The 24872-nt window shown below is 67.5% G+C and carries 22 protein-coding genes and 2 pseudogenes; 10 read left to right on the forward strand and 14 right to left on the reverse strand.

Going from position 1 to position 24872, the window contains the following annotated elements; all coding sequences use genetic code 11:
• Window positions 1–14: 14 nt before the first annotated feature.
• The 3 genes from mgtA to LNW72_RS06500 all read right to left on the reverse strand — a co-directional run bounded on the left by mgtA (window position 15) and on the right by LNW72_RS06500 (window position 4034).
• Window positions 15–2672 (reverse strand): magnesium-translocating P-type ATPase, encoded by a 2658-nt coding sequence (gene mgtA, locus LNW72_RS06490; protein WP_250974498.1) that lies wholly within the window; start codon window positions 2670–2672, stop codon window positions 15–17.
• A complete protein-coding gene (locus LNW72_RS06495; protein WP_285369344.1) occupies window positions 2669–3331 on the reverse strand; it encodes a CBS domain-containing protein in 663 nt (220 codons plus the stop codon). Before LNW72_RS06495 ends, mgtA begins: the two co-directional genes overlap by 4 nt.
• Window positions 3332–3638: 307 nt before the next feature.
• Window positions 3639–4034, reverse strand: coding sequence for a hypothetical protein (locus LNW72_RS06500; protein WP_250974500.1), 396 nt, complete (start codon window positions 4032–4034; stop codon window positions 3639–3641).
• Window positions 4035–4765: 731 nt separating this feature from the next.
• On the opposite strand from LNW72_RS06500, the gene LNW72_RS06505 reads away from it, so the two are divergent.
• Both LNW72_RS06505 and LNW72_RS41125 read left to right on the forward strand, forming a co-directional pair.
• Window positions 4766–5083, forward strand: a complete 318-nt coding sequence (locus LNW72_RS06505) for a MerR family transcriptional regulator (protein ID WP_250974501.1) — start codon at window positions 4766–4768, stop codon at window positions 5081–5083.
• Between the two features lie 597 nt (window positions 5084–5680).
• Window positions 5681–6868 (forward strand): ice-binding family protein, encoded by a 1188-nt coding sequence (locus LNW72_RS41125; protein ID WP_285369346.1) that lies wholly within the window; start codon window positions 5681–5683, stop codon window positions 6866–6868.
• A 254-nt stretch (window positions 6869–7122) separates the two neighbouring features.
• Here the strand turns inward: LNW72_RS41125 and LNW72_RS06515 are convergent, their stop codons facing one another.
• Both LNW72_RS06515 and LNW72_RS06520 read right to left on the reverse strand, forming a co-directional pair.
• Window positions 7123–8031 carry a helix-turn-helix transcriptional regulator gene (locus LNW72_RS06515; protein ID WP_250974502.1) on the reverse strand — a complete coding sequence of 303 codons (909 nt, stop codon included), beginning with the start codon at window positions 8029–8031 and terminating at the stop codon, window positions 7123–7125.
• A gap of 748 nt (window positions 8032–8779) precedes the next feature.
• Window positions 8780–9157 carry a hypothetical protein gene (locus LNW72_RS06520; protein WP_250974503.1) on the reverse strand — a complete coding sequence of 126 codons (378 nt, stop codon included), beginning with the start codon at window positions 9155–9157 and terminating at the stop codon, window positions 8780–8782.
• Between the two features lie 1039 nt (window positions 9158–10196).
• Here LNW72_RS06520 and LNW72_RS06525 point away from each other — a divergent pair.
• The 4 genes from LNW72_RS06525 (at window position 10197) to LNW72_RS06545 (ending at window position 13618) form a co-directional block, all read left to right on the forward strand.
• Window positions 10197–10778 (forward strand): hypothetical protein, encoded by a 582-nt coding sequence (locus tag LNW72_RS06525; RefSeq protein ID WP_250974504.1) that lies wholly within the window; start codon window positions 10197–10199, stop codon window positions 10776–10778.
• A gap of 48 nt (window positions 10779–10826) precedes the next feature.
• On the forward strand, window positions 10827–11693 hold the full coding sequence (locus LNW72_RS06530; protein ID WP_250974505.1) for a transporter substrate-binding domain-containing protein: 867 nt from the start codon (window positions 10827–10829) through the stop codon (window positions 11691–11693).
• A 679-nt stretch (window positions 11694–12372) separates the two neighbouring features.
• A complete protein-coding gene (locus tag LNW72_RS06540; protein WP_250974506.1) occupies window positions 12373–12606 on the forward strand; it encodes a DUF397 domain-containing protein in 234 nt (77 codons plus the stop codon).
• Window positions 12607–12694: 88 nt separating this feature from the next.
• On the forward strand, window positions 12695–13618 hold the full coding sequence (locus LNW72_RS06545; RefSeq protein ID WP_250974507.1) for a helix-turn-helix transcriptional regulator: 924 nt from the start codon (window positions 12695–12697) through the stop codon (window positions 13616–13618).
• Between the two features lie 21 nt (window positions 13619–13639).
• Here the strand turns inward: LNW72_RS06545 and LNW72_RS06550 are convergent, their stop codons facing one another.
• The 6 genes and pseudogenes from LNW72_RS06550 to LNW72_RS06570 form a co-directional block, all read right to left on the reverse strand.
• Entirely contained in the window at window positions 13640–14455 is an 816-nt protein-coding gene (locus LNW72_RS06550) for an SAM-dependent methyltransferase (RefSeq protein ID WP_250974508.1), read from the reverse strand.
• Window positions 14456–14809: 354 nt separating this feature from the next.
• Window positions 14810–16054: an McrC family protein gene (locus LNW72_RS06555; RefSeq protein ID WP_250974509.1), complete on the reverse strand. Its 1245-nt coding sequence runs from the start codon at window positions 16052–16054 to the stop codon at window positions 14810–14812.
• Window positions 16047–18146 (reverse strand): AAA family ATPase, encoded by a 2100-nt coding sequence (locus tag LNW72_RS06560; protein WP_250974510.1) that lies wholly within the window; start codon window positions 18144–18146, stop codon window positions 16047–16049. The genes LNW72_RS06555 and LNW72_RS06560 overlap by 8 nt, the downstream gene beginning before the upstream one ends.
• A gap of 329 nt (window positions 18147–18475) precedes the next feature.
• Window positions 18476–18676: pseudogene (locus tag LNW72_RS06565) on the reverse strand (transposase); the annotation flags it as partial.
• 68 nt (window positions 18677–18744) lie between these two features.
• Window positions 18745–18879 (reverse strand): hypothetical protein, encoded by a 135-nt coding sequence (locus LNW72_RS41130; RefSeq protein WP_285369348.1) that lies wholly within the window; start codon window positions 18877–18879, stop codon window positions 18745–18747.
• 12 nt (window positions 18880–18891) lie between these two features.
• Window positions 18892–20340 carry a WGR domain-containing protein gene (locus LNW72_RS06570; protein ID WP_250974511.1) on the reverse strand — a complete coding sequence of 483 codons (1449 nt, stop codon included), beginning with the start codon at window positions 20338–20340 and terminating at the stop codon, window positions 18892–18894.
• Between the two features lie 252 nt (window positions 20341–20592).
• On the opposite strand from LNW72_RS06570, the gene LNW72_RS06575 reads away from it, so the two are divergent.
• Window positions 20593–20892 carry a hypothetical protein gene (locus LNW72_RS06575; protein WP_250974512.1) on the forward strand — a complete coding sequence of 100 codons (300 nt, stop codon included), beginning with the start codon at window positions 20593–20595 and terminating at the stop codon, window positions 20890–20892.
• A 156-nt stretch (window positions 20893–21048) separates the two neighbouring features.
• Here LNW72_RS06575 and LNW72_RS06580 read toward each other — a convergent pair whose 3' ends face one another.
• The gene (locus tag LNW72_RS06580) at window positions 21049–21231 is read right to left on the reverse strand and encodes a hypothetical protein (protein WP_250974513.1); all 183 of its coding nucleotides are present in this window, start codon (window positions 21229–21231) and stop codon (window positions 21049–21051) included.
• A gap of 139 nt (window positions 21232–21370) precedes the next feature.
• Window positions 21371–22231 (reverse strand): NAD(P)H-binding protein, encoded by an 861-nt coding sequence (locus tag LNW72_RS06585; protein ID WP_250974514.1) that lies wholly within the window; start codon window positions 22229–22231, stop codon window positions 21371–21373.
• A gap of 125 nt (window positions 22232–22356) precedes the next feature.
• On the opposite strand from LNW72_RS06585, the gene LNW72_RS06590 reads away from it, so the two are divergent.
• The 3 genes and pseudogenes from LNW72_RS06590 (at window position 22357) to LNW72_RS06600 (ending at window position 24042) form a co-directional block, all read left to right on the forward strand.
• Window positions 22357–22812, forward strand: a complete 456-nt coding sequence (locus LNW72_RS06590; protein ID WP_250974515.1) for a MarR family winged helix-turn-helix transcriptional regulator — start codon at window positions 22357–22359, stop codon at window positions 22810–22812.
• Between the two features lie 227 nt (window positions 22813–23039).
• Window positions 23040–23449, forward strand: a pseudogene (locus LNW72_RS06595) (nucleotidyltransferase domain-containing protein); the annotation flags it as partial.
• Between the two features lie 89 nt (window positions 23450–23538).
• Window positions 23539–24042: an ATP-binding protein gene (locus LNW72_RS06600; RefSeq protein WP_250974516.1), complete on the forward strand. Its 504-nt coding sequence runs from the start codon at window positions 23539–23541 to the stop codon at window positions 24040–24042.
• Window positions 24043–24166: 124 nt separating this feature from the next.
• Here LNW72_RS06600 and LNW72_RS06605 read toward each other — a convergent pair whose 3' ends face one another.
• Window positions 24167–24457 carry a hypothetical protein gene (locus tag LNW72_RS06605; RefSeq protein WP_250974517.1) on the reverse strand — a complete coding sequence of 97 codons (291 nt, stop codon included), beginning with the start codon at window positions 24455–24457 and terminating at the stop codon, window positions 24167–24169.
• Between the last annotated feature and the right edge of the window lie 415 nt (window positions 24458–24872).

A 24872-nucleotide genomic window follows, 5' to 3' on the forward strand; every position in this document is an offset into this window, starting at 1 on the left:
CCGGCCGTCCCCGTTCAGCCGGCTCGTACAGGGCTGTGGTGGCCCAACCGGCCGGGGACGCTGAAGCCGGCCCCACGACGCCGCAGATGCCGCCAGGGGTCCCGCTTTCGGATCGGATCGGTCGGAGCGGCGGACTGCTTCCGGTAGAAGAGCCGTTTCCCGATCTCGATGAGACCCAGGTAGCAGACCACCATGGCCGCCAGGGCGGCGAAGAAGCCCAGCGGGAGCGGCGCGAAGCCGAGTGTGTGCGCCAGGGGTGTTGCCGGCAGTACCGCTCCCACCGCGACCACCCCGAAGGCGGCCAGGGTCAGCGGCAGGCTGGGACGGCTGCGCCAGAACGGGCTGCGGCGGGTGCGGATCGCGAAGATCACCAACGCCTGGGTCGCCAGGGACTCCACGAACCAGCCGGTGCGGAACTGGACCGGTCCGGAGTGGAAGACCCACAGCATGACGCCGAACGTGGCGAAGTCGAACACCGAGCTGATCGGACCGAAGCAGACCATGAAGCGGCGGATGAAGCCGATGTCCCAGTGCGAGGGCCTGCGCAGCTGCTCCTCGTCGACATGGTCGGTGGGGATCGCCAGCTGGCTGGTGTCGTAGAGCAGGTTGTTGAGCAGGATCTGGGACGGCAGCATCGGCAGGAATCCCAGGAACAACGACGCGCCGGCCGCGCTGAACATGTTGCCGAAGTTGCTGGACGTGCCCATGAGGACGTACTTGATGGTGTTGGCGAAGATCCGCCGCCCCTCCACCACGCCGTCCGCCAGCACGTCCAGGTTCTTCTCCAGCAGGATCACGTCCGCGGCGTCCTTCGCCACGTCGGTGCCGGACTCGACGGAGATGCCCACGTCGGCGGCGTGCAGAGCCAGTGCGTCGTTGACGCCGTCGCCCAGGAACGCGACGTCACCGCCGGTCGTCCGCTGGATCCGGACGATACGTGCCTTGTGCTCAGGGCTGACCCGGGCGAAGACGGTGGTGCGTACGATCGCCGCGGCGAGTTCGGCGTCGTCCAGCGCGTCGAGATCCACCCCGGTCAATGCCCGTCCGGCGGGCAGTCCGAGGTCGTCGCAGACCTTGACCGCGACCGCGGGATTGTCCCCTGTGACGACTTTGACCGTGATCCCCAGACCGGCCAGCCTCAGCAGCGCCGCGGCCGCGTCGGGTTTGGGCGGGTCGAGGAAGACCAACAGGCCGGCGAGACGCAGGCCTCGTTCATCCGCGGCGGTGGGCCGTTCCCCGCCCACCGGGGTACGGGTGGCCACCGCGACCACGCGGTTCCCTGCGGCGAACTCGGCGGCCAGCGCTTCGCGGGCCGCGTCGGGTACGTCGACGCAGCGCTCCAGCACGCTCTCAGGAGCGCCCTTGGTGACCAGCGTCGTCACACCCGCGCTGTCACGCACCACGGCGGAGACCATGCGCCGGTCGTGGTCGAACGGCAGCAACCCGAGCCGAGTACTGCCCGCCAGGGTCCCGCGCAGGCGCTGCGACGCGGCAGACTCCCACAGGGCCGCGTCCAGCGGATTGCCTCCCACCGCCGGACCGTCCGCGCCGCCGCTCTCCGTGCACAGCAGACCCCAGCGCAGCAGCTCGTCCCCGGTGGAGCCGTCGGCGGGCAGCGCCCGCATGAAGTCGATACGGCCGGCGGTCAGCGTGCCCGTCTTGTCGGTGAACAGCACATCGACGTCCCCGAGGTCCTCGATGCACACCAGTCGCTTGACCAGCACCTTCCGCCGGCTCATCCGCCGGGACCCGGCGGCCAGACTCGTCGACACCACGGCCGGCAGCAGCTGCGGCGTGATCCCGACGGCGATCGCCAGCGAGAACAGCAGCGCTTCCAACAGCGGTTTGTGCAGCAGGACGTTGACGGCGAAGATCGACGTGGTCAGCGCACCCGCGACGTAGACGAGCAGCATCGAGAACCGGCGCAGTCCGACTTGGAACTCGGTCTCCAACTGGTGCGTGCCCAGGCCTGCCGCGATCTTCCCGAACTCCGTCGCGGCGCCGGTGGTCACCACCACCCCCCTGCCGCTGCCGGCATGCACGACGGTGCCCATCAGTGCGCAGCCCGACAACTCGGCCAGCGGGGTACCGGACGGCACCGCGGACGTGCCCTTGGGCAGCGGCAGCGACTCCCCCGTCAGGACCGACTCGTCACACTCCAGACTCACAACGTCAAGAAGCCGGATGTCAGCCGGAACGATCTCTCCGAGTTTCAGCTCGACGACATCGCCCGGCACCAGCTCGGTGACGTCGACCTTGCAGGGCCGGCCGTCCCGAAGAACCACCGCTTCGTGGTGGATCTGGCCGTGCAGCGCCTCGGCGGCCTTCTCCGCGCGGTACTCGTTCACGAACCCGAGCCCCACCGACAGGGCCACGATGGCTCCGATGATCACGGCGTCACCGCGCTGCCCGACGAAGTACGAGGCCGTCGCCGCCGCGAGCAGCAACCCCAGCAAGGGGGAACGCAGTTGACGCCACAGCACCGCCGGCAGCCTGGCCTGATGGGAGGTGACCGCATTCGGCCCCCAGGTGCGCAGCCGCTCGGCCGCCTCGCCCGCCGACAGACCGTCCCGCGTCGTACCCGCCGCCCGGAGGGCGTCGTCGACGGGCCGGCCGGCCGCCGTGGTGATTCCGGAGCCGGTGGCCTGCGGTGCGGATGCGAGAACGGTCACGGGGTCGCCGGCAGCGCGGCCGACGGCTCCGGGAAGGCCGGGGCGTCGTCGACGTCGAAGACCATCAGATCGTGGACGTTCACCACCCCGTCGACGCCCTGCGTGAGCCGGACCACGAGCAGGCCCAGGCTGCGCAGGCCGAGCGTTCCGCGGAGGGTGACGACGCCCTCCCGCACCTGGACCTGGACCGCGCCCTCGGCGATCCGCAGTGTCCGGCCGAGGACGTCGTTGACGATCTCTTCCCGGATGAAGCGGTCGGTGCGCAGGAAGACACGCAGCAGGTCGCTCCGGCTCACGATGCCCGCCAGCCGCCCGATCTCGTCGACGACCACGAGGCGCTTCACTCCGTCACGCTCCATCGCGCGGGCGGCCTCGACGACCGACCATTCCGGCCGGGCGGTGAGCGCAGGGCCGGTCATCAGGCCGACGGCGGCCTCGGGCTGGACACCTGTCGGGTCCGAGGGGTCGGCGAGCTGCCCATGCCCCAGCGGGTCCGGCCGGGAGGCCTGATTCCGCAGCAGATCCCCCTCGGAGACGACACCGACCGGCCTGCCCTGGCCATCGACCACCGGCACGGCGCTGATGTCGTTGTCGGCCAGCATCCCGACGAGCTCCTTGAAGGAACACTCTGCGTCGGCGCTCACAACCTGGTGGGTCATGACATCTCGTACGGTGCGGTGCTGCACGGTCTCACGTCTTCTCGGCAGATGGATCAGGGGGCGACACGACCCGGCGGGAACCGGTCCCTGCTTCCACATTGAGGCAGCCGGAGTGGGCACAGCAGGGCCTACCGGGACCCTCCGGAGGTCCGACCGACCCCATCGACGGACGGCAGGATGTTCGCCCCCACTCCACAAGCCGCCGTGCCGTCCGCCACGCACTGGCGGGACCGGCGGGACCGGCGGGACCGGCAGCACCGGCAGCACCGGCAGCACCGGCAAGGGAACAGAAGGACGGTCGGCTCCTTCAACCGACTTCGGGTGTTTGCCGGTCCTGCTCGTACAGTCGCCTGTCGCGGTGTCTCTTCCAGGCCAGGGCCCGCTGGATTTCCAGGTGGCTGAGGCCCGTTGCCGCCGACAGCGCATCCCTGCTGAGCGCCTTGGGTTGAAGCGCCTGCGCGCGGTCGATCTGCCCGGCCCACAGTTCCTCGGGCACGTACGGGCGCGTCCGGTACTCCTGCTGCAGGACGGCCAACTGCTCGGGGGAGCAGGCGACGACCGGTCGCCGGCCGTCGCGCGCCGGGCTGCGGGCGTGGATCGCGGAGGAGTCCGGGACGACGCCCAGTTGGCATCCCTGGGTAAGCCGTCGGGCGCACAGGTCGCAGATGTCGGTCTCCGGGACCGGGGAGCGTTCGCTTCGCATGCCGTTCTCCTGCCCCTTCCGGGCTCTGGCGCACTCTCTGGTCGTGCTGGGCGGGAGCAGTATGCCTGCCCCCCACTGGCACGGAAATCTATCCTGATGGCAGTAGACATTCGCCTGCGAGTGTGGGTAGTGTTCCTGTCGTAGCCAAGAGGGAAGCAGGGCGCGGCAGACACGAACTGCCGCGCAGGAGAGCAAGTGCAGTTCTGACAGCGGTACCAGCAGTACAGCAGTGGATGAGTGGTCTCTTGGTGAAGGCGCCGGCTGCGGGCGCGCGCGCCAGGAGGTTCGGCAGTGGGGTTCTGAGCCAGAGCAGTTGCGGGACGGGCGACGGGGCTGGCTGCCGGACGGCGGTGCAGTGAAGGCCACCAGCAGTTGTGATCGCAGGACCGCAGTATCTGAAGTACCAGCAGGTCAGTAGTTTTTCGTCGTTCAGGTACGAGCAGGAAAGGTTCGGAGCGACACCATCAGGATCGCCCGCACGGCAGGTGTGTGCAGGCACTCGCAAGGCCCCGGATTGGAAGGTGGTCCCCGGTCAGGCATTCAAGATCCCTGCATTCCGTGTTCCCCCGACGCGGCGATGCGAATACGGCAGGACCGGCACGCACGCGCCGGTAGTAGAAGTAGATGGTGTTTGATCCGCCCCATGGGGCCCCGGAAGCCAGTACGGCTCCCGGGGCCCCTCCACGCGTTTCCCCAGGAGGCCGCATGACCATCAGACACGAAGAGGCGTAATGACCGACCAGCCCCCTACGAATCCCGCCGGCCCGAGCCCGTCCGACCGGTTCGACGACGAGGACTACCCCGCCTACACCATGGGCCGCGCCGCCGAAATGATCGGCACCAACGCAGCGTTCCTCCGCGCGATCGGCGAAGCCCGCCTGATCACCCCCCTGCGGTCCGAGGGCGGCCACCGCCGCTACTCCCGCTACCAACTGCGCATCGCCGCCCGCGCCCGCGAACTCGTCGACCAGGGCACCGCCATCGAAACCGCCTGCCGCATCGTCGCCCTCGAAGACCAACTCGACATCGGGCAGCCGGCACGGCCATGACCATCGGCAACCCGGTCGCGGCAGGGTCGCGGCGCCGTTGACTCACCTGATCGGCCACGGCCACGGCGAACCTGCTCCGCAGGCTCCCCGTGGCCGTGGCCGTGGCCGAGTCCGACGTCATCGGCGCGGGGGTTCTCGTCCTGCCCAGATCATGGAGCGGACCGGGCCGAACGATGACGGACGCGAGTTCGTGCCACTGAAGATCAAGACCGTTTCGTATGCGGCGAGGCGGAGGGGTCGTTGGTAGCGGCAGAGGTCTGCCGCAAGGCCGGCCGCGGGGACCGCAGAAATCCGCGGAAGGCCAGGTAAGTGCGGAACGGAAAGAGAGCTCCGCAATCTCCCTCAGCCCGCAGGGAAACTCCAACACCCCACATATGAAACGGCGTTAGAGATCCGTTGCTTAACGGACACGTCCGCCGAACAAGTTCGTATGGTTATCGCAGCACGGTCGCAAATGGGTGACGTTCCCCGATCACCCGAATGCGTCGCATTCCGGATTACGTGACTCCGTAATATGCCGGTGACAGAAGTCGGCGCCTCTGTTTGGCAAAGAAGCACCGATTGCGCCACTACCCCCACACAGGAGTTGGCCCCTCGATGACCCTGAATGCCCCTGTAGTCCCCCATGCACGCACCCTTTCGGCCTGGATCGCGGCGGTGGTCGCGGCAGTCATGGCCGCTCTGATGGTCGCCATGACGTCGAGCCCGGCCCAGGCCATCGCCACCCCCGTACCGCTGGCGACGGCGGCCAGTTTCGCGGTGTTGTCCGGTGAGTCGGTCACCAACACCGGTCCTTCGGTGATCACCGGAGACCTCGGAGTGGATCCGGGTACGTCGATCACCGGTTTCCCGCCCGGCCTGGTGAACGGAGTTCAGCACTCCCACGACGCGGTGGCGCTGCAAGCCAAGAGCGACCTGGTCGCGGCCTACAACAACGCTGCCGGCCAGGCCACGAACGGCGCCCTTCCCCCGGACGCCGGTGGCCTGACGCTGGTTCCGGGCGTCTACACCGCCTCCTCCACGCTCGGGCTCACCGGCACTCTGACCCTGGACGCCCAGGGCGACCCGAACGCCGTCTGGGTCTTCCAGGTCGGCTCCGGTCTGACGACGGCGTCCGCCAGCCGCGTGCTCCTCGTCAACGGTGCCGCACCGTGCAACGTGTTCTGGCAGGTCGGAAGTACTGCCATTCTCGGCACCAACTCCACCTTCGTGGGCACCATCATGGCGCTGACCTCCATCAATGCCACCACGGGTGCGAGCATCGACGGCCGGGCGCTGGCGCGCAACGGCTCGGTGACCCTGGACACCAACAAGATCACCCGGGCCACGTGTGCGGCCGGCACCGCGGGTGGCGTGATCACCGGTGGTACCGGCCTGATCGCCGGCACGAGTACCGGTGGCACCGCAACCGGCGGAACCACCTCGGGCGGCCTGATCGCCGGAGTGACAACGGGTGGCACCAACGGCGGTCTGCTCGGCGGCGTCCTGACCGGTGGAGTCATCGGCGGCACCCCTGGCGGTCTCATCGCCGGAACCACGGGCAGCGCCTCGGCAGGCACCACCGGCAGCCCCACCGCGGGTACCACTGGCGGCTACCCGGGCGGCGACAACGGCGGAGAGACCGGTGGCTATCCCGGCGGTGACAACGGCGGAGAAACCGGTGGTTACCCCGGCGGTGACAACGGCGGAGAATCCGGCAACCACGGCTACGGTGACCAGCCTCAGGGTCACGATGACCAGGGCCAGCCGCACGACATCCACGGTGCCTACGGCGCCGATCACTGAGATCACGACAGCGACTGCGCGTAGCACCAACGCCGGGGCAGGGCATGTGATGCCCACTCACCGTGCGGATGGGCGAGGCCGCAGCTGAACCTGCACCTAGCAGCGCGTTGAGCGCTCGTAGCCGTCGCCCGCACAGGCGACGGCTACGAGCAGCGCGCGGCGGATCGTCATCGACTCCGCCGCGCGCCGCCAGCGCGAGCAGGTGTCTTCGTCCGCCGCGGCGGCGGCACCCTGCCCATCAGCTTCTTCGCCGGTCAGCCTCCGGGCGGTGGCGACGCATCGGGCCGTGTGGAGTCTTGGAACTCCGCCCCGATATACGACTTGATGACATCAGTGATGAGCTGCCCGGAAGCGACCGGGTCCAGCGCCCTGGCCTGCAAACTCTCGTAGATGACGCCGCAGCGCTGCACGTCGGGGGGTTTCTCCAGATAGAGATCGCTGGTCAACCCTTCCAGGTACACAACCTTCCGGTCCGAGGCGTCGGCGAACTCGACGATCGAGAACCGCCCAGCCATGCCAGGATGCGCTCCCGCGTGGTGCGGGATGACCTGCACGGTGACGTGCGGTCGGCCGCCGAGGTCCAGCAGCCGCTCCAGCTGCTCCCGCATGACCTCGCCACCGCCTACGACGCGACGCAAGGCCGACTCGTCCAGCACGACCCACAAGTGCAGTGCGTGGTCCAGGTCGTCGACCCGCCATTGACGGCGCAACCGTACGTGAACCCACGTGTCGACCTGCTCTGCCGTAGCGTGCGGGATCGTTCCTGCAATAACTGCTCGGGCGTAGGCCGGAGTTTGCAGCAGTTCGGGGATCACCATGGATTCGTAGCAGCGGATGGCCGCAGCATCGGTTTCGAGGTCGATGTAGACGCTGTGCGGGATGTCGCCGTACTCCTTCCACCACCCGGATTGACCCGATTCCTCGGCCATTCGCATCAGGGCATCGACAACCTGTGGATCCTGAACTTCATACACCTCGCAGAGATCGCGGACATCGCGTGAGTTGACCCTGCGGCGACCGTTCTCCAGAAGGCTGATCTTTGCCTGCGAGACCAGCAACTTTTTTGCCACTTGCTGGGCTGTCAAACCCCTGCTCTGTCGAAGCGCGCGAAACTCCGATCCCAGTCGGCGTCTTCCGACAGTGGGATTGACGTGGGGCGACACAGGACAGCTACCTCCGCTACAGAAAACTGGGAACAGCCGCTGGGCGGCCGTACCGACGACCGCTCAGCGATCCGCCTGCAGATTAGGCGGTCAGGGCTGCAGGAACGATCATCTTCCGGCGTGTCTCCTTCTAATGGGTGGTTGACAGTGCCCCCCCGGGGCCCCCGGGCCAGGCGGTACGGGTTCTCGTCCCCAGCGCTGCAGGAGCGCATGCCGGTATCCACGAAGGTGTCGAGGTCGCCGACGATCTTTCACCGCACAGGGCACACCCGACGGGCACGACCGCTCACCCACTGGCCGAACAGCGGGCGGGCGGGCGACGTCGGATGAAGGTCCGGCAGGGTTCGAATTTTGGGACGCATGACCCGTGCACGACAGGTCATCCGCTGGCTTCGCGCCGGCGATCCCCAATGCTGTTCCGGCCCAGGTCGTCTCCGCAGTCGGCAGCCGATGCCTGGACGCGTCCGGAGGGTCGCTCACGGCGGGCGCACCTATCCAGATCCACCACTGCACGAGCGTCAACGCCGCACAGGCATGACTCATCCACCGAAGGCCGTCCCGTAGTTGATCTCTGCGCTGTCTCGGGCGTGGTGAAGCGTGGGCGGGGCGGGGGCTCGACTGACTCGCAGGCGGAGGGGCGAGTCCTCGGCGAGATGCGGGGCTTCGGCGGAGAGCGCCCCTGGAGCGATGTGTCCACCACACTGGAAATCAAAGAAGGACGTCGAACTCCAACTTCGAACGCCCGAATTCAATAAGTTACATAGACATCGACTCCTTGGGCGATTACACAACCGGGAGGCATTTCCGAAATAGAGTATTCAGTGCCGTCCGGTTTGATTGCACGTAATTTGCCATTGCAATCCGGAGAAGCGAGAACAAGTGTGAGCGTGTACTTGACCCGATCATCGCCCTTATTCCCGATCGGGCTGTTGATAAAGGTCCATTTTCCATTTCTGGATACAATGGGCCCTGGGCTATCTCCGTAGTCCTCGTAGTACGACTTGCTTCCGTAGTCGTAATCAAAGAGCCATGCTGACTCATTGCTCAGGCCACAGGCGTCGCCCTCGATTCGTACGCCGCGCGCACCATCGACCTGGCTCCCGCTGACTGGCGAGACGATTCTCACCTTTGCCGAGCAAGGGGCCCCAGTTGGCGGGGCGGAACCTCCCTGCGGCCCATCGAAAGAGGACGCGCCGGTCGTTGGGACCAGGCTGCCCGGCGGGGGCTTCGCGGAAGGCGCACTGGTCGAATTGACCCCCGATGGAGCACCACTATTGCTGCTCTCCGACCCATCGGAGAGCAGCAATACCAGCAACGGGGCAATGGACAGGAAGAGCAACCCAGATGTTAACATCCATAGTTTTTGAGGACTCGAGTCGTATCTCGACGGGTCCCCACTGGAGCCCGGTCTCACAGCAGAGCCGATGGGAGCATTTGGGCCCGTCACACTGTTTCGTCTCGCTTGATAGATCGCCGCACTCGCCGAAACGACCGCTGCCAGCACAAAGCCGGAGCCGGTAATATACGCAGCCTGAACAGCAACCTCCATGATCCCCCCAATAGTTCACTCATACAAAGAGTGAAGCAGCAGCCTATCTCGGCGATCATGGTTACGTCCTACCCTGTACCGAAGTAAATATCTTCTTTCCGGCGCGTCATCGATTCGACACGAACGCCAGTGCGGGAATTTGCTCTTTTCTTCTTGGCGTCATGCCGGTTGCGCGCCACTACCTCCGTTGGCGAAGCCAGACCGACACCGAGCGCGAATCAGTTGGTGCGGTGCGGCTCAGGACGTGCGGAGACTCTGCGCTCAGGGGCATCCGCCTCGGGCTGCAGCCAGGACTGCGCGCAGTCGTACCGCATTGATCCACGACAGACCGATGAACCACAACCGGACGGGTACAGAGGCCCGGCGGGCCAACATGCGTATTCCCTGCGGGGCGGCCGTGCGGCATGCAAGGGTTGGGTTCCGCTTCAGCTGACATACCGTCGGCCGGAACTTCGGGGGATGCACTGCCATGGCCGAACCACCCTTACCAGGCGATGATCCGGACGACGGGGCAACGCCCCCGGACCCCGCCGATCCCGACCCGGCCCCACCTCCTCCCGTACCAGCACCTCCTGGTTGGTTCCTACCAGCCTGCGTGGTAGCTGCGATCTGGACAGTGGCTCTGCTGGTCACTCTCGCGATCACTACCGACGGACTGTCGCGCGTCGTCGCCGGCTTCGGCGGCCTGGTGGCGGTCGTCGTCGCGGTCCTCGGCCTGTTCGCACCGCTGCGAATGCCGTCAGTTCCGCAGCAGGCGGTCACCTGGTCGGTCGTCGCGATCCTGTGCCTGGACCTGCTGACCTCCGCGATGTGGCCACTGTGGGCGTATCACCAGGCGAACACGGACAAGAACGTGACGGCCGAGGCAAGCCTCACGGGCAACAGAGGAGTGCTGCCCGGCGGCTCCGCCACTTTCCACAGTCCCGTCACGGTGTCCCGGAAGACCATCGCCGTCACCATCGAGGCCGTCGATACCGACGGCGCGCAGGGCAACTGCAGTCCAGAGACCGGATTGTCCTTGCTCAATGCCTCGGCGGCCGGCCCCGCCACTCCCATCACCACGGTCCCGGGCGAACCGGCCAGGATTCGGCTGCTCCCCAACCAGCGGCAGATCACTCTCACCGTGCGCGTGGAAAACCCCCGGGATCCCAACTGCGCGGTCGACCTGAGCCTGTCCAAAGTCACGCTCTCCAACTAGCACTCCCCCATCACCCCTCCGTACACCCACCATGGCGGGAGAACCATCGTGCGCCAGGCGCGCCACACCGCGATCACGCTTGCCGGCCTGCTCACCCTCGCGTTGGTGGTCAACTGTTCCGGGCCGGGCTCGTCAGGCGGCGATTCCGTACTCACCAGCCCTATCGTCGTCGGCACCGTGAACGACGCACCCGGCTTCGATACCGGCACCATCAACCAGTCCGGTTTCGACATCGACGTCATGAAGAACATCGGCGCCGCGCAGAATGCCAAGACGGTATCGACGATCATCGACTACGCGAGCCGGGAGAGCGGACTGCTGGACGGCAGCCTCAAACTCGTCATCGCCACGTACTCGATCACCCCGGAGCGGAATCAGAAGGGCATCGACTTCGCCGGCCCCTACATGGTCTCCCCGCAAGCACTCCTGGTTCGTGCGGACGACAAGCGGTTCACGCACAAGGCCGCTCTGAAGGACAAGAGCGTCTGCACCGTCGAGGGATCGACCGGCTCCAGGACGAAGATTCCCGGCGCGAACATGGCCACCCAGGTGCAGACCACACAGGACTGCCTCAACCTCCTGGACCGCTCCGACACCGACGCCGTCTTCAGCGACGCGCTCATCCTCTACGGCTACGTGAACTCCAACCCCACGAAGTACCAGGTGGTACTCCCCGGCGTCTTCGGTGAACTCCAGTACACGGGCATCGGCATCCTTGGGGGCCATCACGCCGACTGCGCCAAGCTCGACGAACTACTGAGCGCCTTCCTCGACAACCAGTGGGCCCAGGACTTCAAGAACAACTTCCCCGTAGCCGCACAGAAGTACTCCGGAGCCGACACCTCCACCGGGGACTACCAATCCATCTTCAAACCCACCGCACAGGACATGCAGCGGCTCTCCTGCAAGCTCTGACCGCGCGCGACCACAGCGTCAGTCGCGGCGCGATCCGCACGGCTGTCGCCGTCCTCCCGCCCGACCACACCGCCATCGAGGAGGACGTCCCCGCCTCGGAACTGTCGGTCACCCTCGGCATGCCGGTCAAGGTCGCCGACCCCTCCGCTCGGCCGGCCTGGAACCCGCCGAGCGGACTGCGCTCGACAAGGGGGCAACGGTTCGGCGCGGCCAGGGCTACACCCTGCGCGTGACCACAGTCCCCGCCGTGCACCGTCAGTTCCTCGACCGCTGCCAGCCGCTCGACGGCGGCCAGGATGTCCCGGCTGTTCCGGCCCGGCGCAAGGCCCGTCGCGAGTACGAGAACCGCGTCAGCACGCTCGCGCCGATCGGACCATGTTCTCAACGCCCCGTTCGGGTGAATGTACTGACCCGATGGGATCGCGCACGCTCGGGTGTTCGCTGGGCAAGCGCGCAGTGCCCGGCGCGTGGTGGCACGTTTCCTCCCCCGGAGGACGTCCACAGCCTGCCGAATCTGACGCCTCGGCATGACTAGTATCCCTGCAATCCGTACGCCTCGTGGAATTCCACGGGGAATTTCGGCAGTTCCGATCTCCATGGCACGCGCGTCCCCGTCAGGGGGCGGCCCCACGCGATCGGGCATCGGCTTGAATCGAACACGCTATTGATGGAGAAGGCTATGCAGAGCGTCACCAATGGCATTTCAGCGACGGCCCTGACGGGTGTCGTATGGGTCAAGAGTTCCCACAGCGATCCGGTCGGCAACTGCGTGGAAGCCGCTGCACTGCCCGGCGGAGAGGTGGCACTGCGCAACTCCCGCCACCCACAGGGGCCGGCGCTGGTGTACACACGGTCGGAGATCGCCGCTTTCCTGGCGGGAGCCCGGGACGGGGAGTTCGATCGTTTCATCTGATTCCCACAGAGGGACAAATCGGCGTTCGAGTGCACCGTGGGCTCCGAGATGGAAGGGTTATTCCCGACGTATTTGACTAGGAGCCCACGTGTCCGCCGAGCGTCTGCACATTGCCGCACTTGAGCCTTACCTCAATCCGGTCACCCCGACACCTTTCGTGTTGAAGAAGCTGGTGGGCAGTCTTCTGCAGCGCATGCGCCTGGAGGCGGACTTCACGGGGCCGGACGTCAAGCATCATCTGGGGATGTCGACCGCGAAGCTCTGCCGGATTGAGAGCGGTGAGGGCAAGCGGCCTGCCCACGAGTCCGATGTGGTCGCTCTGCTCGATCTCTACGGTGTCGAGGACGACGATGCCGCCGTGCTGTTGGCACTGTTGGCCAACGCCGACCGGCGCGGGTGGTGGCAGCGCGGCAACCCCAAGCTTTTGGACTGGCTGGATCGGTTCATCGATCTGCAGGAAGGCGCATCGCTCATCCGCACGTTCGAGCTGATGCTGGTGCCGGGTTTGCTCCAGACGGAGTCCTACGCCGAGGCAGTGATCCGTCGTGGCCGGAGGCCGACGTCGGAATCGGAGATCCTGCGCGCTGTCCGCTTGCGGATGCAGCGTCAGGAGCTCTTGGTGCGTCCCGGCGGCGCCACGCTGTGGGCGGTCATCGACGAATCCGTGCTCTACCGGAACTACGGTGGGGCGCAGGTGATGGCGGAGCAGCTGCAGCGGCTGCTGGCCCTGTCGGAGTTGTCCGAGAACGCCTCGCGTGTCCGTCTGCAGATCATCCCTCAGTGTCCTCCGGAGGCGGTGGCACCGGGCATGGCCTTCACCTACCTGCGGTTCCCGCACCAGGACTTGGCGGATGTGGCCTACACCGAGCTGCCCAAGGGCGGTGTGTTCGAGGAGGACCCCGAACACACCGCGGACTACCGGATGCAGTTGGACCTGCTGTCGCAGATCGCCTTGACGCCGGCTGATACCCGGGCGTTGCTGCGCGCCACGATCAGAGAGCGCTACAGCTGATCGGACCCCTGCGGCAGCCGCTCAGGGGAGGCGGACGACCCCGCCGAATTCGGTCCATTCCTGAGTGGCCTGATGGGGGAACAGATCGGTATCCGGACGCCAGGTGGAGACTTCCACCAGGCCCGGGGTGAGGATGTCCATGCCGGTCACGAAGTCCTGCACGTCCTTCTCCTCGCGGACCCGGCCCCAGTGGCCGTGTGTCTGTTCGTCCATGAAGGTGGTGACGAAGTCCCGGACCTTGGGGTCGTCGCTGACGAGTTGGCACACCACCAGGAAGCTGCCCGGTGCCAGCCGGTCAGCGACCCGGCGCACCAGGGCGGCGGGGTCGTCCTGGTCGGGGATGCAGTGCAGGACCGAGACGAACAATGCGGCGGTGGGCTGGTCCGGGTCGATGAGCCGGCGGGTGTCGGGGTGTTCGAAGATGGTGTCGGTGTCGCGCATGTCGGCGTGGATGACCGTGGTGGAGGTGTTCTCCTCCAAGATGGCCCGCCCATGGGCCATGACCATCGGGTCGTTGTCGATGTAAACGACACGGCAGGACGGGTCGACGCGCTGGGCGACCTGGTGGACGTTGTCCTGGGTGGGCAGGCCCGACCCGTGGTCGACGAATTGGCGGATGCCGTACTCCGAGGCCAGGGTGCGTACGGCCCGCTGCAGGAAGCGCCGGTTGTTGACCGCAAGTGCCTTGGTGCTGGGCACCTCTTCGAGTAATGCTGCGCATGCGTCCTGATCGACGGGATAGCTGTCCTTCCCGCCGAGTAGGAAGTCGTACATTCGGGCGACGCTGGGCACGTTCACGTCGACCGTCACGGGCAGAGGTGTGTCGCTGTAGCTCATCGGGCCCCCATCGTGCCGTGCAGGCACGCTCAACTCGCTCGATTCACGCAAGGTGCCATCGTAGGCAACACTGTGTAGCCGTGACCAGGGCGCGAATGGGGTTTCACGGAGCACATCGTGGCGAACACGACATCGCCGAATCTGCTCCGACGCTTCCCCGGAGGCCAAAACCAACCGGTTGCAGCACGGCCGCCCACGGACGGCTGTCGGGGTTGCTGGCCGCGCCGATCACCGACGCCACCGCGCTCACCGTTCGCCGGAGCCGCGCTGGCCGGACCGCTCGGCGGCGACCATCCGGTGTTCCTCGTGCTGGCGGGACTGTCCGCGGCGGGCACATCGCCCGTTTGCGGGTGTCTACCGCAGCGCGGACCGCACGATGGTGACTGCTTCATCGGGGGTTGCGTGCGTGTCGATGCCGAGCACGTGAATGGTGCCGAGCGTCCGCGCCGGGCCGACAACGCGCAGAGTGCGATGGGTATGGCCGCCCGGCTGAGGATGGATGATCACGGCGGTCGGGGTGTCATCGGGGGCGTAGCCGGCGATGTAGGTGAGGAGTTGGTGGACGTCGTCGGCGCCAACGCTCTGGCGGTCGTAGCGCTTGTACTTGGCGTCCACCGGCAGCAGCCGCGGCTGTGCCGTGTCACGGGCGGGGAGACTCACCAGAACGTCGGGGCGGAATGTCGAGCTGTTCCCCAGGTCGCCGCGGACGGTGATCCCGGTCGCGCCGCCGGCGGGGACAGTTCGCCCGCCGTTGGCTGCCGCAGCCTGGGAGACGAGGCGTCGGACGACTGATTCCCAGAGGGCGGGCATGGCCAACAGCAGACTCTCCGCCGTGGCCCCGTGGTCGGCAAGGATGTCGGTGACACCGCCGCCGCGCAGGAGCAGACGGGCCCAGCTGTGGGCAGCGTGGTAGCGGACGTTCAGGCGGGTGTACTGGACTCGGTCCAAGGCGCGCAGGGCCGCGCCAGGAGTAGGGGCGTGCGAGAACGCTGCGGCGGTCTGGTGCAGGGCGCGGGCAAGGTCGGGATTGCGCGCCAGTGGCAGCGCGGCTTTCAGCGCCGTGCCCAGCACGCGGTTGTCCCAGATGTCGGGTTCACGGTCGAAGGTGCGCACATGCAGCTGGTCGAGTTGGCCGTATCGGCGCGTGGCCTGAGCGGCGACATCCAACCGTCCGCGCACCAGGGGTTCCAGTCGTTCTTGGCGCACGTAGTCCCGTCGCAGCCCATCTCGCAGCAGTGCCTGGCATTCCGCCAGAAGTGCGGCGGCGATGAGGTCCGCATAGCCGTCGTGGTCGGTGGCCCAAGGCCGCGCGGTGGCTTGGTGTGGCACCGGCGCGGCGAGGGCGTAGGCGAGCCAGCGCATGAGTTGTGCGCCGGGGATGGCGAACTTGGGCTCGAGGACGAGTCGGACCCGGTCCAGTATGAGGACGCCGACGGTGGCATCCGCCTTCAGCCGCCACCCTGTGCGATCCGGTGTCAGAGTGAGGCCGCCGCGGTCCTGGAGTGCGTGCAGCCGGTCGACATCGCGCGAAGTGAGCTGCTCGATTCCGATTCGGGCGGACTGGTACTCGCCGAGGCGGATCTCGGTGCGTTCAGGCATCGGGGCCCGGCTCGCCGCTGGTGAATTCGGTGGCCAGGGCGGCGACAAGGTCCTGGGGAGTCATCAGCGACGGGCGTCCGGTGTCCGCGTCGACCAGACGGCCGAGGATCTGGTGCAGCAGGTCGGCCCGACCCAGGCAGTAGTCCTCCAGAAGCGGGATCACCTCGTGGTGGAAGGCGGCAGCGAGTTCGCCTTCGGTGGCGATCGGCCCACTCGCGCACAGCAGGTAGGCGTGCCCGATCTGGTGGTCGGCGTCGAGGTGTCGAGTGATGCGGGTGTTGAGGGACTCGAAGAACGCGGCCAGATCCAGGGGGCCGACCGTGCCCGAGACGGCGTCCGGGTCCGGGGCGACGGGCAGGAAGGCGAAGCGGCGGCGGATGGCGGCGTCCAGGTGGCTGGTGCTGCGGTCTGCGGTGTTCATCGTCCCGATGATGCGAAGGTTCGGTGGCACCGAGAAGCTGCGTTTGCTGATCGGGAGGGTAACCGGCAGGCCGCGCTTGTCCATCTCCAGCAAGGTGATCAGCTCGCCGAAGATTCGCGGCAGGTCGCCGCGGTTGATCTCGTCGATGACCAGCAGGAAGGTGTGCTCGGGTTGCGCGGTGGCCGCCTGGCACAGGGTGTGGAACAGCCCGTCGGACAGTGCGAGGGTCAACCCGGGACCGACGGCGGAGAGGTCGGGCTTGAATCCTTCGACGAAGTCCTCGTAGCCGTAGGAAGGGTGAAAGGTCACCAAGCGCACCCGTTCACCGGTCAGCACGTCTGCCAGCGCCTCGGCACGTGGGGCGGAGTCGGCGGTGATCGCGTCGGCCCGGCCACCGAGGGCGAGGGCGACATTGAGCGCGAGCCGGGTCTTGCCGGTGCCGGGCGGTCCGTGCAGGATTACCTGCCCCTTGCGCTGCAGCGCGTCCAGCACGCCTTGGACCTCCTCGGGGAGCTCCAGCGGCTGTGCTCCGTTCGGTGAGCTCCCGGTTGCGGCGGAACCGGCGCGGCGCGCGGTGAACTTGGCGAAGCGTTCGGGGTCCACCTTGGCGAAGGTGGAGCGCCAGCCGTGCTGCGGTTTCGCCAGAACCTGCGCGTGGGAAGTGTCCCAATGCACCGGGACCAGGTGTTGGAACTGCGAGCGGTCCGGATCGAAGCGGTAGCCCCCGGTGACGGTACCGGTGGCCAGGATCTCGGAGACGCCGCGGTTGGCCACCACCCGGTCACCGGCTTCCAGGTCCCGGAAGGCCAGCAGCCTCCGCGCAGTGCTCAGGCTGCCGCCGGTGTTGTCGGGCCCGGCCACGTCCAGAGCCTGCTTCAGCTCGCTGTCGCTCTGGTACTGGCCCAGGTCGCCCACCTCGTCCCAGGCGACGCAGATGAACGCGCCCTCCAGGCAGTCCTGCCACAGGCGGCCGCGCTCACCGGGGGCGATCTTCCAGATCGTGCGCTGCCGCGGACGCGGATCGAAGTCCTGGTAGAGGAAGTGCATCACCTCGTGCCCGGTCCAGGCTTCGAACTCGGGCCGCGACCGGACAAGTTCCCGCAGCTTGCGGTTGAGGCGCCACGTCGGTGCATCACGCTCGGGCGCCGCGCCGAGCAGGGTCAGGAATCGGCGTAGATGGTCCGACGAATAGACGGGCAGGAAATGCTCGGGGAAATAGGTGGCCAGCGACTTGGTCACCAGCGCCGGCCCGAACCGCAGGACATCGAGGTCGTCCAGGGCTTCGAAGTCTCCTGCGGCCGCCGCCTCGAAGGCCTGCACGTACTGGCCCCGTAGCTGCGCCCAGGCATCCTGCTGCTGCAGATTGCGCAGCGGCGCCGCCACGCGCCACTCGCCGGAGTTGTGTCGGTACATGATGTGCTTCGCGGCGCTGCCGCCCTTGATGCTGCCCAGACGCGGGACGCCGAACTCCATCAGCCGGCAGTACGTCATGAGCGACCCCGCCGGGTCCAGGCCCAGCGCGTAGCGCTCCAGTGGCAGCGTCGGCCATTCCTGCAGCGGGAACTCGGTGAGTACCCGCTTGCGCTCGTCCTCGGCCAGGGCTTGGTCCTCGGCCGCACCGCTCCGGTCGAACCTGGCCGCCGCCACCCGCACATCCACCGTGTCGTTCATGAGAGTCAGCATGGCGGAGCACGGGCACCTGCGGTTCCCGTCTGCGAACAATGGAACCGACGTGCGGTCCCTTCCCTCAGCACGACTCGCCCTGGGCGCCGACCGGCCAAGCCGCCGCCGCCCAACCCGCCGCCGCACAACCAAACCGATCGGCGACTGGACCCTGAGGGCTACATCACCTCCGCGGCCTGAACTGGGCCGTGAGCTGCTGTCCCAAGGGCGCCGACCGGGTCATCTGCTGGGGCTGTGGCCTCAACGCGCCCGGGCCCGCAAGCACCGCCTGATCGGGTCGCGGCAACCTGATCCACTCGGGCAGTAGTTGACACCAGATTCCGCTCTCCATGGCGGGAAATCCGCCGGCAGAGCCCGCCATTTGCAGCCGGTGTCGACCACGTAGCGGATCGCGTCGACGATCTCGCGGCGATGGTGCTTCTCGGGACGCCCGTGGCTGTTTCGCAGGCCGGGACGGGCAGGAGGGGTTCGATCAGGGCCCGCTCGGCGCCGGGGATGGGGTAGCGGCGACGGCGCATTGCGGTTGGCCTTCAGGGCCGGCGCTGCCCGGGCCGGGTGTTCGGCCGGGCCCGGGCAGACGGAGAGGTCAGTAGCTGTTGATGAGGTCGAGGGTGGATTCGACGGCACGCGCCGCGGGCCGAGCGAGCGCGGCCAGGCACAGCGCGGGGCGCCGGCCGAGGCGCGGCCGGTCGGCGGGGAGGGGTGCCGGGGCCAGCGGCACCCGTCCGCAGCCTTACACCAGCCGCTTGATCTCGCCCCGCACCCGGTAGAAACCGCCGGATGAGGTGTGCAGCGCGTCCACCACATAGCGGGCGCCGATCTGCCGCATGGAGCGCGGGAACTGGACGTGCCACGTCGGCTCAAAGCCGTCCGAGACGACGTGGACCCGCAGCCGCCCGCCAACCTGCACGCACTCCACGACGATCCCGGCCCCGGGCGCGGGCACCGCGCTCACCGTCGCCACGGTCGCCGCCGGGGTGTAAGTCGGCAGCGCGGCAGCTTCCTTGACATCCCTCGCCACCGGCACCGTGCCGGTCTGCGCCGCCGCGATCGCCGCCGCGCTCGCGTCGATGCAGGCCAGCGAGCCGTCCGTCGTCACGATGTAGAGCTTCTCGTCCCGGTACTGCATCGAGAGCGCCGAGCCGCCGCCCGTGCCCAACTTCCACAGCCGGATGCCATCCGCGTCGAAACAGTAGACCGAGGAGGCGGAATCGCCCGCGAAGACGTACTGGCCGCCCTGGGACGTGGCGCAGGAGTACACCGCGGTGTCACAGGCGTACGTCGCCTCGATCCGGCCCGTTGCTTTCGACAGGCGCTCCACCACACGCCGCCCCGTGCCGGCGTACACCGCGGTGTCCTCCTGCCACCCGAACAGCACGTTCCCCGTGGTGCGGGTGTGCCACAACTCCCCGCTGCCGTCGGCCGCGTAGGCCGTCACCCCCTGGTTGTGCCCGTGGAAGACCGCACGGTCGTCCGCCCGCACCATCCACGCACTCGAGCCCGCCGACCTGCGCGACCACTGGAACTCGTCCTCGTGGTCGATGACGGTCAGACCGCCGTTGCGGTCGGCGACGTTCAGCACGCCCTCGTGGATGTCCAGCCAGAAGATGTCCACGTCGTCGGCGATTTCATAGGCGGCGAAGGGCACCTTCGACGACAGGTCGTACACCTTGCCGTCGTCACACCCCGCATAGATCCAGAAGTCGTCCGCCACCAGGCACTTGACCCCGTCCGGCAGCGAGAACCGGGCCAGCACCTCGCCGTCGTGGCCCAAGGTGTAGACATCGCCGCGCTGGTTCCCCACCCAGCAGCGGTCCTCGTCGATATGGATCCCGAAGGCCGAAGCGCCCGTACGGAACCGCCACAACACCGGCGCCGTCGCCCGCGCCGTGGAGGGCGCCGAGGTCACCTGGCGTCGCGTCACCGCACGCGCTGCGCGCTGCCCCGCCACCGCCGGCGCGTATCCCTTCCGGACCTTCTCACCAACCTTCTTCGCCGCCGCGGCCTTCGCCTTCTCCCCCGTGGGAAACGTCGAGATCTGCAGCTGCCCGGCCGCGCCGATCCGCCCGTACCGCACGGAAACCGTCGTGCCGTCGACGGTCACCTCGTAGAACTTGTGCGCCCCGCCGTCGTCCTGCGACAGCTCCAAATACGTCGTCTCTTCCGCCCGCGCAGCCGCCATGACACACCCCTCCCCACGGACCGGCCAGCGCGGCCGATCTTCCATGATCTCAAGGTAGCCGCCGCCACTGACAAACGGTCACCCAGAGTCGTGACCGCAGGTCAGGCTCAGGAGAGGCGCTCGGGCGTGCTGTTGCTCTCCGGCGACGCACACCCTGCGACACCGTCAACCACACCGCCGGCGTGCGCCGAACCGTGCGCCAACCCTCGCGAACGGATTCCCCGCAATCCGCGACCCCGATATTGGGATCGTGTGAGCCAGCACTGCGAGGATGCCGCATGGCGTGAGGTCACAAAGCAACGTGAGGTGAGAATGGACGGGCGAGAACTGATCCGGGCCTTCAGGAAGAGGCCAGGCATGTTCATCCCCAAGGGCGACCCGCTGGGATTCGACCAGGCGGTGACCTTCCTTCTCGGAATGGACGTAGGGAGCGGGGACGCTCTCCTGTTCGGGTTCCGTGAGTTCTTGGTCCTCAAGCTCGGAGAGGGCCACAATCTGACCTGGTCAGGGCTGGTCGTCAGGCTCACCGTGCCGGTCGTCCAGTTCCGCTGACCCCTGAACAGGATCGGGAAGCCGTGGTGCGGCTGTTCGACCTGCATACGGTCGGAGGATCCCCCGACGCCGCCTGCGGACGGCGAGGGCTGACCAGTCGCGCCGGGTCGTCATCCAGGCCATCATCTCCGACCGGGCCCATCGTGCGGCCGTACTTCAGCGCCGGCTGATCTGCCTGGTCCACAGCAACGCCCCCGACATTCCATTCGACCCGGCCGGCGCCATGCCCGTCATGTGGAACAGCGACGAATGGCTGGACGCCTTCTGGTTCGTCCACGAGGCGTGCACGGGGGAATGAACCCTGACATCGTTCGGGAACGCCGCGGTCAGCCGGGACATGACCAGCGCGATAACGGCGTGCCGGTCTCGGCGGGCAACCGTTTCGGAGGCGGTCAGGCCCAGCGGGCGGGGCGGCGCAGACCGGCATGGTGGGCAGACCGATCAGCAGAATCGGAAGAGCGCGTGGTCGTCTCTCGGCTCAGGCGGTTTCAGGCCGTCGGAACGCGTCGGCGTTGCGCGCGCACCAGTCCGCGAAAGTCCGCGGCTTGCGTCCGAGTAGTCGCTCGACGGTGTCCGTCCGGAACCCGATGGTGTCGGCGCGCATGAGGTTGAAGCCCTCGGTGACGGCTTCGGCGAGTGCCTGGGGTGCCCCGTTGGGGAAGCGGAACCGTACGGCCTCGTCCGGTGTGGTCACTTCTCGGACCTCGATGTCGCGGCCGATCGTCTGGGAGATGACCCGAACCTGCTCGGTGACGGTGAACGTCTCATCGCCGGTGAGGACGTACTCCTTGTCCTGGTGGCCGGCCTCGGTGAGGACGAGGGCGGCGACCGCGGCGATGTCCGCGGGGTCGATCGGCGCGTAGCGGCCCGGGCCGACCGGGTCGAGGACGTTTCCCTCGCGGATGGTGGGTAGCCAGTCGAAGGCGTTGGTCATGAAACCGCCGGGCCGAAGGAATGTGGCGGGTATTGCGGAGGCGCGGATGATCTCCTCGCGTTCGTGATGCCAGCGGGCCATCGCGGGCAGCGGGTCAAGGGCGACGTGGAGGGAAGACAGGTGCACGATGTGGCTCACCCCGGCGGCCTCGGCCGCGGCGATGGCGGCGGCGGTGTAGTCAGTGCCGATGCCCTGGGTGAGCAGGAAGAGTTTGTCGACGCCGGCGAAGGCCGGCGTCAGTGTAGAGGGATCCCCCAGGTCGCCGACGGCGCGCTCGGCGCGGTCGGACAGTCCGGCAGCGCGGGCGGGGTCGCGGACGAGGAGACGAAACTTCGCGCCCTTCGCGTCGAGTTCGCAGGTGAGTTCACGGCCGATGTGCCCGGTGGCTCCGGTGACCAGTATCATCGTGGCTTCCCAAAGTCGTTTGCCGTCTAACGAATCGCAAGGAACGTTAGCCGGTGAATGATTAGCCGTCAATCGACTTGCTTGCGGCTCGGGCATCCGCTTCCGCACATCACCGAAAGGCCCCGATGGCAGAGTTCCTGGACCTGCACGGCAGAACGTCGAAGGTCCTCCGAGCCCTGGCCGACGCGGCCATGCGACGCCATGGGCTGCACGTCGGACAGAACTACCTGCTCGCGGCGCTGTGGGAGCGTGATGGCAGCACGCCAGGCGAGGTCGCCGCCGCGCTGAACGTCACGACGCCCACCGTCGTCAAGATGGCTGACCGGATGACCGCCTCCGGGCTGCTCACCCGTCGCCGTGATGACCGGGACAACCGCCTCGTCCGGCTCTGGCTCACCGACGCGGGGCGTGCGCTGCAGCAACCGGTCGCAGCGGAACGGCGGTTGATCGAGGAGAAGGTCACGGCGGATCTCACCGAGACCGAACGTGAATCCCTCTTGACCGCCCTGGCGAAGGTCCATCGGGCGGCGAGCGAGCTACTGCGCGAGCCCATCGATTACGGCGACTCCGCCATCACCTGACACTCCCGCGCCCCCTATCTGAACAGATCCGACAAGCACGAAGACGGCTTCCTGCCCACTGACTTCCTCGGTCCCCGGAGGATGCCTTGGGCTGCGCGGCCGGCCACTACCTCTCAACCCCGAGAAGCCACACACAACAATGAAGCCGTATCCGCCCCTGGTAGCGGGCCTGGCTGCGGTCCAACAGATAACCGCGCCCCGGTCGGGTTGCGGCGTAAATTGTGCCGATGACCGAATCCCTGCCGCCTGGCGGCGCTGTGCTCGATGCGGACGAACTGGAAGCCCGCTGGGCGGATGCCTGGCGTCCGGAACAAGTCGCGGAGCGGTTGAGCGGGATCGATGCGCCCTGGTGCGTCGCGGCGGGGTGGGCGCTGGATCTGTTCCGCGGGGGGCAGTCGCGGCCACACGGCGATCTCGAGATTGCGTGCCTGCGGCGGTGTTCCCGGAGATCCGGGACCGCTTCCCCGAGTGCGTGTTTGACGCGGTGGGTTCGGGGCGGGTCCGCCCGGGGGCGGGAGCTGAAGCGCTGGCGGCCACGTACCAGACCTGGCTGCGGGATCCGGCGAGCGGTCAGTTCCTGTTTGACGTCTTCCGCGAGCCGCACGAGGGCGGGACGTGGATCTGCCGGCGGGATGAGTTGGGACGGGCCGCACCAGTAGATGGCCAAGGGCGATCTACTGCTCTGACCGCATAGGTTCGCCGGGTTGGCCGGTCTAACCTGGCTCCATGACGGGGCAAGTGAGCACGGTGGTGCTGATGTGCGGTCTTCCCGGAGCGGGCAAGACCACCTACGCGATGGATCTGGTGCGACGCGGTTACGCCCGGCTGTCGATCGACGAAGTGGTCTGGCAACGGCTCGGGCAGCGCGACGCCGGCCTGGTGCTGGAATCTGAGGCGTTCGACCGGCTCAAGGAAGTGATCCGCCGCGAGCAACGGCAGGAACTGGTCGAGCTGATGCTGGCCGGGCGTGACGTGGTGGTGGACTACAGCTTCTGGAGTCGGGCCGCCCGCGACGACTACAAGGCGCTGATTGAAAGCCACGGTTGCCAATGGGAACTGGTCCACCTCAAGGCTGACCGGACGACGCTGGAGCGCCGCCTCGAAGTACGGAGCGGCGTAGAGGGTGCCAATGCCGTCACCGTGGATGAGACGCTGTTCAACCGCTACCTGGCCAACTTCGAGGAACCGAGGGGAGAGGGTGAGCGGGTCGTCATGCAGTCCTCGACGTGAGGATCTGAAGCCGTTCGGCGGGGGTGGGACGCCCGCCCCAGCCCTGCAGGCAACTTTTACTACGCCTCCATGCCCCACATGGTCGCCGGTGACTACAACGGCGACGGCCGCGACGACCTCGGCGTCATGTACGGCTATGGCACCGCGGGTCGGTGATCGGTGATACGGGCGGCCAGGGGGTTGGGGCGGCTGAGGGTGGTGGCCAGGAGTAGTCGTATGGTGGCGGGCTCCAGGGGGCTTGGGCGGGCGGGAGTTTGAACGGTCCTGCCCGGTTGGCCATGAGGATCAGCATCGTCGCCGCGACGAGCAGGGTGATGACGATGAGGGCAAGGCCGAGAGGGTTGCGGGGGTTGTAGTAGTAGCGGCTGGTTCCCCAGTTGCTTCGCTTGAAGACCGGCTCGTCGTCGTCATGCACAGGCTGTGTCCCAGGTCGAAGACTGGCCGGGGCCCGCGCCTCCGGCGGGCTTCCGCTCGCCCCCGCCGGGAGCTGATGGCACTTTGGTCAGGCGGCGCAGCCGGCCACCTTCCGGGCTGCCGGGAAGTACGCCCCGCCGGGGTCGGTCGCGGCGGTGACGACTGAATGACGTCCCTCGTCCTAACCGACTGACCAGCAGACATGACAGAGCGTCAAATTCCGGCCGTGGCAAGCAGATTGCGGGTGAATTGCCGTCCGGGAAGGCGAGTTGGCGACCGGAAAGGGTTGACGTCGAAAGCTGGTCTAGTCCAATGTTGAGCCCAGGGTCCGTGCGCGTGTCCAGCCTCTCGAGGGGTGCGTCCGCCGCCCACCGACCGTCATGGGCTCCACGAAAGTGGTGCCCAGCGCGCCGGGA

Source organism: Streptomyces sp. RKAG293 (assembly GCF_023701745.1).
Classification (GTDB): Bacteria; Actinomycetota; Actinomycetes; order Streptomycetales; family Streptomycetaceae; genus Actinacidiphila.